Annotated in this window: 11 protein-coding genes; 2 read left to right on the top strand and 9 right to left on the bottom strand. The window is 62.9% G+C overall.

Features of this window, described 5'->3' with window-relative positions; genetic code table 11:
- Nucleotides 1-4: 4 nt before the first annotated feature.
- From tpiA to uvrA, 7 genes are all read right to left on the bottom strand, one after another.
- The gene (gene tpiA / locus K1X41_RS01730) at nucleotides 5-841 is read right to left on the bottom strand and encodes a triose-phosphate isomerase (protein WP_133616683.1); all 837 of its coding nucleotides are present in this window, start codon (nucleotides 839-841) and stop codon (nucleotides 5-7) included.
- The gene (locus K1X41_RS01725; protein ID WP_220175177.1) at nucleotides 838-2040 is read right to left on the bottom strand and encodes a phosphoglycerate kinase; all 1203 of its coding nucleotides are present in this window, start codon (nucleotides 2038-2040) and stop codon (nucleotides 838-840) included. The genes tpiA and K1X41_RS01725 overlap by 4 nt, the downstream gene beginning before the upstream one ends.
- 27 nt (nucleotides 2041-2067) lie before the next feature.
- Nucleotides 2068-2685, bottom strand: coding sequence for a superoxide dismutase (locus K1X41_RS01720; protein WP_220175176.1), 618 nt, complete (start codon nucleotides 2683-2685; stop codon nucleotides 2068-2070).
- Between the two features lie 208 nt (nucleotides 2686-2893).
- The gene (gene whiA, locus K1X41_RS01715) at nucleotides 2894-3874 is read right to left on the bottom strand and encodes a DNA-binding protein WhiA (protein WP_132203389.1); all 981 of its coding nucleotides are present in this window, start codon (nucleotides 3872-3874) and stop codon (nucleotides 2894-2896) included.
- A gap of 61 nt (nucleotides 3875-3935) precedes the next feature.
- Nucleotides 3936-4814 (bottom strand): RNase adapter RapZ, encoded by an 879-nt coding sequence (gene rapZ, locus K1X41_RS01710; RefSeq protein ID WP_132203387.1) that lies wholly within the window; start codon nucleotides 4812-4814, stop codon nucleotides 3936-3938.
- A complete protein-coding gene (gene uvrC, locus K1X41_RS01705; RefSeq protein WP_132204063.1) occupies nucleotides 4811-6793 on the bottom strand; it encodes an excinuclease ABC subunit UvrC in 1983 nt (660 codons plus the stop codon). Before uvrC ends, rapZ begins: the two co-directional genes overlap by 4 nt.
- Before the next feature lie 80 nt (nucleotides 6794-6873).
- Nucleotides 6874-9813 carry an excinuclease ABC subunit UvrA gene (uvrA, locus tag K1X41_RS01700; protein ID WP_220175175.1) on the bottom strand — a complete coding sequence of 980 codons (2940 nt, stop codon included), beginning with the start codon at nucleotides 9811-9813 and terminating at the stop codon, nucleotides 6874-6876.
- A gap of 165 nt (nucleotides 9814-9978) precedes the next feature.
- Here uvrA and K1X41_RS01695 point away from each other — a divergent pair, with 165 nt between their 5' ends.
- Nucleotides 9979-10824: a siderophore-interacting protein gene (locus K1X41_RS01695; protein ID WP_133616680.1), complete on the top strand. Its 846-nt coding sequence runs from the start codon at nucleotides 9979-9981 to the stop codon at nucleotides 10822-10824.
- Nucleotides 10825-10898: 74 nt separating this feature from the next.
- Entirely contained in the window at nucleotides 10899-11321 is a 423-nt protein-coding gene (locus tag K1X41_RS01690; protein ID WP_133616679.1) for a VOC family protein, read from the top strand.
- Here the strand turns inward: K1X41_RS01690 and K1X41_RS01685 are convergent.
- Nucleotides 11234-12028: a helix-turn-helix transcriptional regulator gene (locus K1X41_RS01685; RefSeq protein WP_220175174.1), complete on the bottom strand. Its 795-nt coding sequence runs from the start codon at nucleotides 12026-12028 to the stop codon at nucleotides 11234-11236. The two genes, K1X41_RS01690 and K1X41_RS01685, sit on opposite strands and share 88 nt — an antisense overlap.
- 28 nt (nucleotides 12029-12056) lie before the next feature.
- Nucleotides 12057-14147, bottom strand: a complete 2091-nt coding sequence (gene uvrB / locus K1X41_RS01680; RefSeq protein WP_220175173.1) for an excinuclease ABC subunit UvrB — start codon at nucleotides 14145-14147, stop codon at nucleotides 12057-12059.
- Nucleotides 14148-14203 lie beyond the last annotated feature (56 nt).

The raw sequence follows: 14203 nt of genomic DNA, 5'->3' as shown, positions 1-14203 counted from the left end.
AGGCTCAGGCCGCAGTAACGTGCTTCCGAAACTGCACGATACGGCTGAACTCATCGGTCTTGAGGCTGGCCCCACCGACAAGTGCGCCGTCAACGTTCGGCTGCTTCAGGAATGCTGCGACGTTCTGGCTGGTTACTGACCCGCCGTAGAGGATCCGTGTGGCAGCGGCAGTCTCGTCGTCACGGAGATCCCGCAGCGCCTCACGGATCGCGCGAGCCACGTCCTCAGCCTGCTCAGGAGTCGCAGCCTGACCGCTTCCGATCGCCCAGACGGGCTCGTAGGCCACGACGAACGTCGCACCCTGGGGCAGCTGGGCAATAGCGGCGGCAAGCTGTGCGAGCGGAATCGCTGCTGCGCCGTGCTCGGCGAGGTCTTCGGCCGTCTCACCGACACAGATCATCGGGACGAGGCCGGCACGGTGGGCGGCCAGAGTTTTGGCCCCGACCAACTCGTCGGATTCGCTGTGGCCGTGACGGCGCTCCGAATGGCCGACAAGCGCGTACGTCACGTCGAGCTTCGCGAGCATCTGTCCTGAGACGTCCCCCGTGTAGGCGCCAGACTCGTGCGGTGACAGGTCCTGGGCGCCGAGCACGAGCGCCAGCTTGTCAGCCGCGAGCAGGGTCTGCACTGAGCGAAGATCTGTGAAGGGCGGGAACACCGCAACTTCGGTGTCGCCGTAATCGTGGCGTGCATCCTTGAGCGCCCAGGAGAGCTTCTGTACCAGCGCGATGGCCTGGAGGTGATCCAGGTTCATCTTCCAGTTGCCCGCAATGAGCGGTGTGCGCGTGGTCAGCGGGAGTGGCTCGCGCTGTTGGGTCGTCGGATCGTTTGCATCGCTCATGCGAGCACCTCCAGTCCGGGCAAGGCCTTGCCCTCAAGGAATTCAAGGCTCGCACCGCCGCCCGTTGAAATGTGGCCAAACTGTGTGTCATCGAAGCCGAGTGCGCGGACGGCGGCCGCGGAGTCTCCCCCGCCAACCACGGTGAACCCGGACGTCTCCGTCAGTGCCTGAGCGACTGCACGGGTTCCGTGAGCGAACGCCTCCATTTCGAACACGCCCATGGGGCCGTTCCAGAAGACCGTCTGCGAATCGGCGATCACGGCGGCGAACGCAGCGGCGGAGTCCGGCCCGATGTCGAGGCCGAGGCCGCTTGCGCCGAAGCGTGCTGACTCGATCGCTTCGGCAGGCACAATCTCGTGCGGGGCATCAGCGGCAAACCCACCGGCCACGACGATATCGGTGGGCAGCACGATCCGCACACCGCGCCGTTCAGCCTCTGCGAGGTACCCGCGCACCGTGTCGAGCTGATCGGCCTCCAGGAGGCTCGCTCCAACACGGTGGCCCTGTGCTGCAAGAAACGTGAAGAGCATTCCGCCGCCGATGAGCAACGTGTCGACGCGCTCGAGGAGGTGGGAAATGACGCCGAGCTTGTCGGAGACCTTCGACCCGCCGAGCACGACCGTGTATGGGCGCTCCGGGGTGTCCGTGAGGCGCCGAAGCACCTCAAGCTCAGCGGCGACGAGGCGCCCCGCCGCACTGGGCAACAGCTCTGCGAGATCTGTGACGCTCGCCTGGCGGCGGTGCACGACCCCAAAGCCGTCGGAGACGAGGGCGTCTCCGAGCATTGCAAGCTGTTGCGCGAACGCACCACGCTCAGCGTCGTCCTTGCTCGTCTCTCCAGCGTTGAACCGGAGATTCTCGAGCAGGACGACATCCCCCGGGCTCAAGGCCGCGACTGCCGCACTCGCCTCAGTCCCCACGGTCTCCCCAACAAACTGCACGGGAGCGCCGAGCAGTTCCGCCATGCGAGTAGCCACAGGACGCAGCGAGAACTGCGCCTCCGGCTCTCCCTTCGGGCGGCCCAGATGGCTGATGAGGACGACCTTCGCGCCAGCATCGCGGAGTTCGCGGATGGTGGTGAGCGAAGCGCGGATGCGCCCGTCATCGGTGATCACGCCGTCGGCGAGTGGAACGTTCAGGTCGCAGCGAACGATGATCGTCCGGTCTGAGAGTGACCCCAGGGATTCGATGGTGCGCATGTGTGCGGCGGGCTCCTCAGTCGTGAACTAGATCAGGCCGGGCGTCTGAGTACGAGCTGCCTCAAAGCGCTTCGCGACATCCTGCCAGTTCGCGATATTCCAGAACGCCTTCACGTAGTCCGCGCGCACATTGAGATAGTCGAGGTAGTACGCGTGCTCCCACACATCGAGCATGAGGAGCGGTGTGGTGCCGGCAGGAAGGTTGCCCTGCTGATCGAACAGCTGCACGATGTTGGGGCGCTGACCGAGTGAATCCCACGCAAGAACAGCCCAGCCGGAGCCCTGGACCCCAAGAGCTGTTGCGGTGAAGTGCGCCTGGAACTTCTCGAAGCTGCCGAAGTACTCATCGATCGCGGATGCGAGCTCGCCCTCGGGACGCTCGCCGCCCTCGGGCGACAAGTTGTTCCAGAAAATGGTGTGGTTGACGTGTCCGCCAAGGTTGAATGCGAGATCCTTTTCGAGCTTGTTCACCGCAGTAAGGTTCTCGGAGTCACGCGCCTCTGCGAGCTGGTCAAGCGCAGTGTTTGCGCCCGTGACATATGCCTGGTGGTGCTTGTCATGGTGCAGCTGCATGATCTTGCCGCTGATGTGCGGCTCGAGAGCTGCGTAATCGTACGGAAGTTCAGGAAGTGAATAGGCGGCCATGAGGCGCTCCAATCTCTACGATCATCAGTGGTCAATCTCAGTCTAGCGACGCGCCGCTTGACGGCGCGAGCGAATCCGCTGGGCGCATAATTTGCGTCGCGCGCAGCAGCTCCCCACCCCGAGGCGCGGGTCGCACGAAGGCCGAATGCACGCGGGGCTCGATTTACGAACTGGGTGCTGAGCATTGCCCAGCCCCCAGTCCAGCGCGCTACATGCGGTCGAGCTCCTCCGGCAGACTCGCCTCGGTACCCGGAATCCCGCGGGTGGTGGCTTCCTTATCCGCCATGGCAAGGAGGCGCCGAATACGTCCGGCAATCGCGTCCTTGGTGAGCACCGGCTCAGCACGCGCCCCCAGATCATCAAGACTGGCTTCACGGTGAGCAAGGCGAAGCTCGCCCGCATACTTGAGGTGCTCCGGGATGTCGTCGCCGAGGATCTCAAGTGCGCGTTCCACGCGAGCGCACGCAGCCACAGAGGCCTGCGCTGAACGGCGCAAATTCGCGTCATCGAAGTTGACGAGGCGGTTTGCCGTAGCGCGGGTCTCACGTGCGCGGCGAAGCTCATCCCAACTGGTGCGCGCCTGCTCGGCACCCATGGCACCCAGCATCTCGCCGATGGCTTCACCATCACGGATCAGGACTTTGTTCTGGCCCCGAATCTCACGGCTCTTCGCGTCGACGCCAATCCGGCTCGCTGCTCCGACGAGTGCCATAGCGACCTCGTTGCTCGGGCAGACGATCTCGAGGCTGGCGGAGCGGCCGGGGGCTGTGAGCCCTCCGCGGGCCAAGAACGCACCGCGCCACACGGCCGCGAGCTCCGGCTGCGCGCCTGTGGTGAGACGGTTCGGGAGGCCACGAATCTGGCGACGACGAGGATCAAGCAGTCCGAGTTGCCGAGCGAGGGTTTCACCATCGATCACGCGGACAAGGAACTGGGGCGCGCCTGGGCGCGTGCTGGAGGGCGGGAGCTGCTTCGCTTCGGATCGGACACCGTAGAGTTCGGCAAGATCTTTGCGGACGCGCTGCACAATTTGCGGGGTGTGCAGCTCAGCTTCGAGCGCAATGCGCCCGGAGATGGTGTGCAGCCCGCCGGCCAAGCGGAGGATCGTCGCGACCTCAGCAATACGCTCTCCGGTGCGCTGCACCGGGAAACGTACGAGCTCACTCTTCACCTCAAGGGTCGACAGCACGAATGGGTCCTCTCAGATATCAGGAATAAAAAACGACGAAGCGGCTTGGCAGCGCTGCAGATTACTCGCGACCGAGGTCGCGGTGGCGCAGACTCACACTTACGCCAGGAAGGCCAGCGAGTCGATCAGCGAGCTCGCGTGCGGTGGCGACAGAACGATGTTTGCCGCCTGTGCATCCTACCGCGAGTGAGGCGTGTCGTTTATTCTCACGCTGGAAGCCGGCGAGCACTGGCGTCAGGGCTGCGACATAGTGATCGAGGAATTCGGCCGCACCTTCGCGGCTCAACACATAATCCTTGACTTCAGTGTCAACTCCGGTCAGGGCGCGGAGTTCTGGCTCCCAGAAGGGGTTGGGAAGGAAACGCATGTCGACCATAAGATCCACGTCCGTCGGAGCACCGTACTTAAAGCCGAAGCTCAGGACTGACAACTGCAGCCCGGGCGTGTTGTCGTCCGAGAAGAGCTCACGTGTGGCAGTGGAGAGATTGTGGACGTTGTAGCGTGACGTGTCGATCACGACATCGCTTGACGCACGCAACTCTTGGAGCCGGTCCCGCTCAAGCCGGATGCCCTCGAGGAGGCTGCCAGCCTCAGCCTGGAATGGATGCGGACGGCGCACCGATTCGTAGCGGCGCACGAGAATCTCATCGGTGGCGTCGAGAAACACGACGCGAACGGTGGCACTTTCACGCAGCTCGGTCACCGTGTGCTGGATATCCGCGAACAGGTCGCGACCGCGCACATCGACCACGGCTGCGATTTTCGGGAGCGCGCCCCCTGAACGGTCTGCCATATCTGCGAGCGTCTTCAACATCGACAGTGGCAGATTATCAACGACGTACCACCCCAAATCCTCGAGAGTGTTGGCGACGGTACTGCGACCGGCCCCCGACATCCCCGTCACGATGAGGATCTCCTGTGTGGACACCACTTCGTTCATTGGCCATCCTCCTCGCCTTGCGCCGCATCGGCCGCTGTGTCCAGCTTAGCGTCAGGCGCGTCGCCGGGCAGATCGGGAATCTCTGGGTCAGAGCCGGGATCTGGCACCGTCTCCCCCTGCTCAGGCGCACCGAGGTGTGCGAGGACCTGTTCAGCGAGTTTGGGCCCCATCCCGGGAGCCGCGGAGAGCTCCGCAACCGAGGCTGAGCGGAGTCGCGTCACGGATCCGAAATGCCGGAGCAACCCCTGTACGCGCTTCGGCCCCAAGCCAGGCACCTCGGAGAGTCTGCTGGCAATTGAGGTGCTTCTCCGCTGGCGCTGGAACGTGATGGCGAAGCGGTGGGCTTCGTCACGGACGCGCTGCACGAGAAACAGCGCCTCGCTGGTGCGCGGCAAGATAACGGGGAACGGATCGCCTGGCAGCCAGAGTTCCTCGAGTCGTTTGGCAACACCGCACAGGGCGATGTCTGTGATTCCGGCCGCCGCGAGGGCGCGTGCTGCTGCCTTGACCTGTGGCTCGCCGCCGTCGACGATCAACAGCTGTGGCCGGTCACGATAGATGCCACTGGGCTGTTCCCCAGTCTCTTTCGCAAGATTGAGCTGGGCTGCGCGGCGCGAGACGACCTGGAAAATAGAATCCGTATCGTCGGTCGTTTCCTCAATGCGGTACTTGCGATAGGCACCCTTCGCGGGGAGCCCATCTTCGAACACCACGAGTGATGCCACCACGCCGGTGCCCTGCAGGTGCGAGACGTCGATGCACTCAATCCGCAGTGGGGCCTCAGTCATATCGAGCGCACGCTGGAGTTCCGCGAGCGCGTCGGTGCGCGCTGTGAGATCCGCCGCGCGCTTCATCTTGTACCTGATCAAGTGCTCGCCGGCGTTGAGCACAGCGCGCTCCATGAGCTGCGCTTTGTCGCCCCGTTCGGGCACGCGCACCCGGACGCGACCGCGCCGGGGCCGGCGTGCGCTGAGGGCTTCTTCGAGCGCGTGATCCCCCTCAGGCAGGAGCGGAACAAGGATTTCGGGCGGTGGCTCTCGGTCTCCCTCATACGCGGACTGGATCACCTGCTCCAACAGCGTGCCTGGCGAATCATCGAGTTCGACGTCAACGATCCAGCTTCGCTCGCCGCGAATCCTGCCTCCGCGGATGATGAACTGGTGTGCGGCGGCCGCAAGCTCATCGGCCCGGAGCCCGAACACGTCAAGGTTGACGTCGTGGCCGAGCACCACCGCGTTCTTCTCCAAGACATGCTCGACAGCTTGCACCTGATCTCGCAACCGCGCCGCGTCCTCGTAGCGCTGCTCTGCGGCGGCGTCTCGCATCTCGCGCTGCAGTGTGCGCAATTGACTGGAATCTCCCCCGGCAAGAAACGCGACGAGTTCTTCAGCCCGCGTGCGGTGATCCTCGATCGAAATGAGCTGGGAGCAGGGGCCGTGGCAGCGTCCGATTTGGCCTGCAAGACAGGGCTTCCCACTCGACATTGCGCGCTTATAGTCGGCGTCATTGCAGGTGCGAATAGGGAACGCCTGCTGCAGCAGCGACGTGGTCTCGCGCAGCGCCCACACTTTCGGATACGGGCCGAAATAGCGGGCACCGCGAATCTTCTCGTTCCGCGTAATGATGAGTCGTGGCGACTCTTCCCGCAAGGTAACTGCGAGATAGGGGTAGGTCTTGTCGTCTTTGAACTGGACGTTGAAGGGGGGCTTAAACTCCGTGATCCACGTATGCTCCAGCACAAGCGATTCGGTGTCGGTCGCGACAACGGTCCAGTCGAGCTTGGCCGCGAGCGTCACCATGCGGCGGGTCCGCGGCATCAGCGAGTGCATCGGCTGGAAATAGTTGGCGAGCCGCGCGCGCAAATTCTTCGCCTTGCCGATGTACAGCACCCGGCCGTACTTGTCGCTAAAGCGGTACACGCCTGGCGCTGTGGGAATCTCACCCTGGGCCGGACGGAACACAGCGCGAGAATCAGGCAACGCTCCGGAGACTGCCGAGCTCACCGTGGTGGCTCCCACGTCTCCTGGCGCAGCTTCTCCTGTGCCGCCAGATTCCTGGATCAAGCGCTCTCCTTCGCGCTCGCCTCCAGCGCACGAGCAGACTTCGCGGCCCAGCCGCCCAGTACCTCGGACAGGAACTGACCGGTAAAGCTGTCAGGGTGCTTTGCGAGCTGTTCGGGGGTGCCCTCAGCGAGAATCGTTCCCCCGCCGGATCCCCCCTCAGGGCCGAGATCGATGACCCAGTCTGCGCTACGGATCACATCGAGATTGTGCTCGATCGTGATGACCGTGTTGCCCTTGTCGACCAGGCCATTGAGCACGAGGAGAAGCTTGCGCACGTCCTCGAAGTGGAGGCCGGTTGTCGGCTCATCGAGCACGTAGATGCTGCGGCCATTCGAGCGCTTCTGAAGTTCGGTGGCGAGCTTGACGCGCTGCGCCTCGCCACCGGAGAGCGTCGTGGCGCTTTGCCCGAGACGGACGTATCCGAGCCCGACATCGACCAGCGTCTTCATGTAACGGTGAATGCTCGAAATTGGGGCGAAGAACTCCTCTGCCTCAGCGATCGGCATATCCAGCACCTCGGAGATGTTCTTGCCCTTGTAGTGCACCTGCAGCGTTTCGCGGTTGTAGCGGGAGCCCCCACAGACCTCACACGCGACGTAGACGTCAGGCAGGAAGTTCATCTCGATCTTGAGCGTGCCATCGCCCGAGCATGCCTCACAACGGCCGCCCTTGACGTTGAAGCTGAAACGGCCGGGGAGATAGCCCCGAGTCTTCGCTTCAGGGGTTTCGGAGAAGAGATTGCGGATCTTGTCGAATACCCCGGTGTAGGTGGCGGGGTTGGACCGTGGCGTGCGGCCAATCGGCGCTTGGTCGACGTGCACCACCTTGTCGAGGTGCTCAAGTCCAGTGACGCGGGTGTGCTTCCCTGGCACGAGCCGCGCACCGTTGAGCTGGTTGGCGAGCACACGGTAGAGAATGTCGTTCACGAGCGTCGACTTCCCTGAGCCGGAGACTCCTGTGACCGCAGTCATGATCCCGAGCGGGAACACGGCGTCGACGTTCTGCAGGTTGTTGGAGCGCGCGCCGACCACCTTGAGCTCCCGTTTGCGGTCGCGTTTGCGGCGCTTCTTCGGTGTCTCGATACTCCGCCTTCCAGCAAGGTAGTCACCGGTGATGGACTCCGTGTTCGAGATCAGGTCGGCATACAGTCCGGAGTGCACCACGGTGCCACCCTCGACGCCAGCACCGGGCCCGATATCAACGATCCAGTCAGCGGCCTCGATGGTCTCCTCATCGTGCTCAACCACGATGAGGGTGTTGCCGAGATCTCGCAACTTGATCAGCGTCTCGATCAGACGACGATTGTCGCGCTGATGCAGTCCGATCGATGGCTCATCGAGCACGTAGAGCACCCCGGTGAGCCCGGATCCGATCTGCGTTGCGAGCCGGATGCGCTGCGCTTCGCCGCCCGATAGCGTGCCCGCTGCACGTGCCAGTGTGAGGTATCCGAGGCCCACCTCGATCAAGAAATCGAAGCGGAGCCGGATTTCACGCAGCACCTGAGCCGCGATCTTTGCCTCCCGCTCGGTGAGTGACACCTCATCGAAGAAGCGCTTGGCGTTGAGGAGGCTGAACTCCCCCACGGCCGCGATAGATTCTGAATTGACGGTGACCGCGAGCACTTCGGGCTTGAGCCGCTGGCCCTGGCATGCGTGGCACGGCACTTCGCGAAGGAACTCGGACCAGCGATCGCGCTTCGTGTCGGACTCGGCCTCGGCGTACTGCCGCTCGATGAAGGGAATGACGCCTTCAAAACCAGACGAGTACTTGACCTCTCGACCGAATCGGTTCTTCCACCTGACGTTGACCTTGAAGTTGTTGCCGTAGAGCACGGCCTCGCGCACGTCTTCCCCCAGTTTGCTCCAGGGGGTCTTCAGGGAGAAATTCAGGTCGTCTGACAGGCCGATGAGCAGTTTCTCGTAGTACTGGTAGAGGCTCTTGCCCTGGCTGGTCCACGGAATGATGACACCCTCTGAAATCGAGAGCTGCGGATCACCCAGCACCAGATCCTCGTCAACGGACATGCTCGTGCCGAGGCCAGAGCACGTGGGGCAGGCGCCAAACGGTGCGTTGAAGGAGAAGGTGCGCGGCTCAATCTCCGTGAGCTGCACAGGGTGTTGATTTGGGCACGAGAGGTGCTCGGAAAAGAGCTGAGTGCGATCATCAGCCTTCTCGTCGCGATCGACAAAGTCAACGGTGACGAGGCCACCGGAGAGCCGCAAAGCGGTCTCCAGCGAGTCGGTGAGACGGCCGAGGACGTCTGGCCCCGCAACGAGCCGGTCGATGACCACGGAGATGTCGTGCTTGATCTGCTTCTTGAGCTTGGGGGGATCCGAGAGCTGGATCAGTTCACCGTCGACGTGCGCGCGTGAGTATCCGCTCGCAGCAAGCTCCTGGAAGAGGTCGACGAACTCGCCCTTCTTCTTGCTCACGACCGGCGCGAGGACTTGGAACCGGGTGCGCTCTTCGAGCTCCATGAGCTGATCTGCAATCTGCTGCACGGTCTGAGACGCAATCCGTTCGCCGCAGATCGCACAGTGGGGCACACCGATGCGGGCCCAGAGCAGGCGCATGTAATCATAGATCTCAGTGATTGTGCCAACGGTCGAGCGCGGGTTGCGGTTCGTCGACTTCTGGTCGATCGACACTGCTGGGCTCAGTCCCTCGATGAAGTCGACGTCTGGGCGATCGACCTGTCCCAGGAACTGGCGCGCGTAGGCACTCAGTGACTCAACGTAGCGGCGCTGTCCCTCGGCAAAGATGGTGTCGAACGCAAGACTCGACTTGCCGCTCCCGGACAGGCCGGTGAAGACGACCATGGAGTCTCGCGGGATCGCCAGATCGACGTTGCGCAAGTTGTGCACCCGCGCTCCCTGCACGCTGATGTGTGCGTGTGCGGCGGAGGAACGGATCGGGGTGGGGCTGTTCGTGGTCACCAGACCATCTTATGGCCCGCAAGCTGAATATTCGAACGTATCTACGAATATTTGGTGTTGATTCACTCCGCACGAGCCGCGGCCGGCAAGTGGGTGGCTAGCGGGTCGCCCAGCTTTGTGTCAGGCTGGCAGCAGTCGTAATTCGTCTGATGATTGAGGTTTGTGATGCCCGCACCGCAGGGAGCCGGCTCTGGCCGTCCTGTTCGCCCCGTTCGCCCACAGATCGTGCTCGAGGTGCGAGAACGCATTCAGCTGAGCCCCCACCTTGTTCGCATCGTCGCTGGCGGCCCCGGCTTCGCGGCGCTCGAAGCCACTCCGCACACCGACGCCTATAGCAAGATGCTGTTCACCCCGCCGGGGTCTCAGTTGACGCCACCCTACGATCTGGACGCGCTGCGCGCTGCGCTGCCACCCGAGCAGTTGCCGTCCACTCGCACCTACACGGTGCGGCGGATCGACACGGTGAGAAGTGAGCTGTGGATCGAATTCGTGACGCACGGATCCGACGGAATCGCGGGTCCCTGGGCGGAGCGCGCCGAAATCGGTGACTCCGTGGTGCTGCGCGGAATTGGCGGAGGTTATGCTCCCGATCCCACAGCAGACTGGCACCTGCTCGCCGGCGATGAATCCGCACTCCCCGCGATTGCGTCGGCGCTTGAGGCGATGCCCAGTGATGCTCGCGGGGTGGCGTTGATCGAGGTCGGGAGCGAGACGGACCGGCTTGAGCTGCGGGTTCCTGATGGTGTTGAACTGCGCTGGCTGTTCCGTGGCGCCGATGAGGCTGGCACATCCTCTGTGCTCGTGGATGCGGTCCGGGGTGCAGAATGGGGGCCCGGCCGTGCGCAGGTGTTCGTGCACGGTGAGCGCGGTGCGATGAAACTGCTGCGGCCTTACTTCACCGAAGAGCGCGGAATCGAGCGAGCGCAGCTTTCGCTCTCTCCGTACTGGGCATACGGTCGGCGTGAAGATGCGTTCCAGGCCGAGAAGCGCGAACCTGTCGGTCAGATCTAACGGTGTCGTGAGGCGCCGTGGATCTGTCCGAAACGTTCAAGCGGATGCGGTAACTGGCGTCGTACGCTACGTACATGACACTCGCATTTAACTTCATTGGTATCGCCACGAACGATCTCGGCGCATCGCTGAGCTTCTATCGCCAGCTCGGGCTGGACATCCCGACGGGGCTCGACGACGCTCCGCACGTTGAGGTTGCCCTCGGCGGTGGCGTGACACTTGCTTGGGATCCCGTCTCCACGATCCAGGGCTTCAAGCCTGGGTTTGAACTCCCACGGGGTGAAGGGCGGATCGGCTTTGCCGTTGAAGCGGAATCGCCAGCGGACGTGGATCGAACGTACGCCGCGATCGTCGCCAAGAATCCCCAGGCGGCTCACACTGCTCCGTGGGATGCGCCGTGGGGACAGCGCTATTCCACAGTGCTGGATCCGGACGGCAATTCCATCGATGTATACGCGGCTCTGCCAGCAGCGGCGGAAGCAGCGGCAGCAAACTGAGCGGGTGTCGTCCCGACGAGCACGCGAAACTCTCGTGTGAGATGTGACTGATCGCTGTAGCCGGCCAGACGAGCTGCAGCGATCGGGTTCAGATGGGACCGCAGGAACTGCTGGCTGCGCTCGGCGCGGAGCACCCGGCGCAGTGCGGTGTACCCATATCCAAAGTGGTCGAGCATGCGGCGTTGCAGCTGGCGCTCAGAGTACCCGAGATGCTGTGCGGCGGCGTATTTCGGGGCGCCCGAGCTGGCCAAGTGGCGCACCTCGATCGTCCACGGCGCGGCGGCCCGAGCGAAGCCGGAGTCGGCGGACGCGCGGATCAGTGGGACGAAGTCCTGGAACGTCGTGAGAGCTTCTGGTCGTCCAGGCTGCATCAGGTCTGCGTCGCGCAGTCGGCGTAAGAGTGCGGCGGCCCGGTGTGCAACCGGCTTCGGGACGACTTCGGACGCGCACAGCTGCTGATCGCGGAGTGGGGCTGGGTTGGTGCGCAGTGCGAGGCCGGCAGCCCCCGGAGCGAAGCGGAGGCCAACGGTGTCCCCGTGGACGCTGCCGTGTCCCGTGAGCGCTCTCGTGGAGGGACCGGCAATAATCAATTCGTCATCTCGCAGAATCACGTCTGCGCTGCCGTCCGCCGGGATCACGGTGGGCGCTCCCCCGGCGCTGGAGCGCCACAGCACTCCCAGCTCGGGGATGCCCCATTCGCGGTACATCGGTCACTCTTCCGAGATTTTGTTTCGGCTAGAGATGTCCGGCTGCTTCCATGCTGCGGAGCTCCCGCTTCATCTCGGTGAGCTCGTCTCGTAGCCGTGCCGCGAGTTCGAACTTGAGCTCTTCCGCTGCGGCGAGCATCTGTTCGGTGAGCTCGGCGATGATCTCCTCGAGCTTCGCCGACCCCTCCTCCGCGATCGCACCGGCGCGTGCGGCTGCCTTGCCCTTGGTCTTCTGCGGGCTGGCTCCTTTTCGCTGGGAGTGCGCTCCGCTGCGGGACAAGATGTCCTCGGTGTCCGCCGCCTCGCGCGAGAGCATCGCGGTGATGTCTCCGATCTTCTTCCGAAGCGGCTGCGGATCGATGCCGTGCTCGGTGTTGTAGGCGACCTGGATCTCGCGGCGACGAGTCGTCTCGTCGATCGCCTCGCGCATCGAGCGCGTGATCTTGTCTGCGTACATGTGTACCTGGCCAGAGACGTTTCGCGCAGCACGTCCGATGGTCTGAATCAACGAGGTACTTGACCGCAAGAAGCCCTCTTTGTCTGCGTCGAGGATCGCGACGAGCGAAACCTCTGGCAAATCCAGACCCTCGCGCAGGAGATTGATGCCGATCAGTACGTCGTAGACACCAGCGCGCAGTTCCGTAAGCAGCTCAACGCGGCGCAGGGTATCGACATCAGAGTGCAGATAGCGCACGCGCACGCCGGCCTCTTCCATGAAGGTCGTCAGCTGCTCTGCCATTTTCTTCGTGAGCGTGGTGACCAGGACACGTTCGTTCCGCTCGGCACGAACACGAACCTCTTCGAGCAAATCGTCGATCTGCCCCTCGCTGGGTTTCACGATGATCTCGGGATCGACCAGGCCGGTGGGGCGAATGATCTGTTCCACCACGCCGTCAGCCTGCGCCATCTCGTATTTGCCTGGAGTGGCAGAAAGGTACACCACCTGGCCCACTCGATCTTTGAACTCCCCAAACTTCAACGGCCGGTTGTCGAGCGCACTTGGGAGTCGGAAGCCGTGATCCACGAGCGTACGTTTGCGTGACGAGTCGCCCTCAAACATCGCGCCGATCTGCGGCACCGTCACGTGCGATTCGTCGATGACGACGAGGAAGTCATCAGGAAAGTAGTCCAGGAGACAGTGCGGAGCTTCGCCAGGCACGCGACCGTCCATATGCATCGAGTAGTTCTCGATCCCTGAGCAGAAGCCAATCTGCTCCATCATTTCGAGGTCGAACGTGGTGCGCATGCGGAGACGCTGTTCTTCAACGAGCTTGTTCTGGCTCTTCAGCTCTTTCGTGCGGGTTTCGAGCTCGGCAGAAATCTGCGTCATTGCACGATTCATCACCTCACGGCTCGCAACATAGTGCGATCCCGGGAAGACCGACACGGCATCAACTTGCTGAACCACGTCCCCGGTGACCGGGTGGAGATAGTAGAGCGCTTCGATCTCATCACCGAAGAACTCGATTCGGATCGCCAATTCCTCATACATCGGAATGATCTCGACGGTGTCACCGCGCACGCGGAAGTTGCCACGGACAAATTCGATGTCGTTCCGCTGATACTGCATATCCACAAAACGCCGCAGCAGCACGTCTCGGTCGAGCCGATCTCCCACGATGAGCGGCACCATAGCCTCGTAGTACTCCTCGGGCTTTCCGAGGCCGTAGATGCACGACACTGTCGACACCACAATGACGTCGCGACGGCTCAACAAGGAGTTCGTGGTCGAGTGTCGCAACCGCTCGACCTCAGCATTGACCGACGAGTCTTTCTCGATGAACGTGTCAGTTTGCGGAACATACGCCTCAGGCTGGTAGTAGTCGTAGTAACTCACAAAATACTCGACCGCGTTGTTCGGAAACATCTCGCGAAACTCGCTTGCAAGCTGCGCCGCAAGGGTCTTGTTGTGCGCCAGCACGAGTGTGGGCCGTTGCACCTGTTCGACCAACCACGCTGTGGTTGCGGACTTGCCAGTGCCCGTGGCACCCAAGAGCACAATGTCGGTTTCACCGGCGTTGATGCGGTCCGTCAGCTGCGCGATTGCAGCCGGCTGATCGCCGCTGGGCTCGTACCCAATGACAACTTCAAACGGGCGCACACTACGGGTGGGTTCCATGATTCTCAGTGTAGCTTTGACCTCTGACATTGGGCCTGGGACCCGTGCTTCACGGG

The organism is Leucobacter luti (genome assembly GCF_019464495.1).
Taxonomy (GTDB): domain Bacteria; phylum Actinomycetota; class Actinomycetes; order Actinomycetales; family Microbacteriaceae; genus Leucobacter; species Leucobacter luti_A.
This window is presented reverse-complemented; position numbering and strand designations above follow the sequence as displayed.

Bases quoted from the DNA above. Each gene is read 5' to 3' on its own strand.
- tpiA (WP_133616683.1), bottom strand. From the start codon at position 841: ATGAGCGATGCAAACGATCCGACGACCCAACAGCGCGAGCCACTCCCG.
- K1X41_RS01725 (WP_220175177.1), bottom strand. From the start codon at position 2,040: ATGCGCACCATCGAATCCCTGGGGTCACTCTCAGACCGGACGATCATC.
- K1X41_RS01720 (WP_220175176.1), bottom strand. From the start codon at position 2,685: ATGGCCGCCTATTCACTTCCTGAACTTCCGTACGATTACGCAGCTCTC.
- rapZ (WP_132203387.1), bottom strand. From the start codon at position 4,814: ATGAACGAAGTGGTGTCCACACAGGAGATCCTCATCGTGACGGGGATG.
- K1X41_RS01695 (WP_133616680.1), top strand. From the start codon at position 9,979: ATGCCCGCACCGCAGGGAGCCGGCTCTGGCCGTCCTGTTCGCCCCGTT.
- K1X41_RS01690 (WP_133616679.1), top strand. From the start codon at position 10,899: ATGACACTCGCATTTAACTTCATTGGTATCGCCACGAACGATCTCGGC.
- K1X41_RS01685 (WP_220175174.1), bottom strand. From the start codon at position 12,028: ATGTACCGCGAATGGGGCATCCCCGAGCTGGGAGTGCTGTGGCGCTCC.
- uvrB (WP_220175173.1), bottom strand. From the start codon at position 14,147: ATGGAACCCACCCGTAGTGTGCGCCCGTTTGAAGTTGTCATTGGGTAC.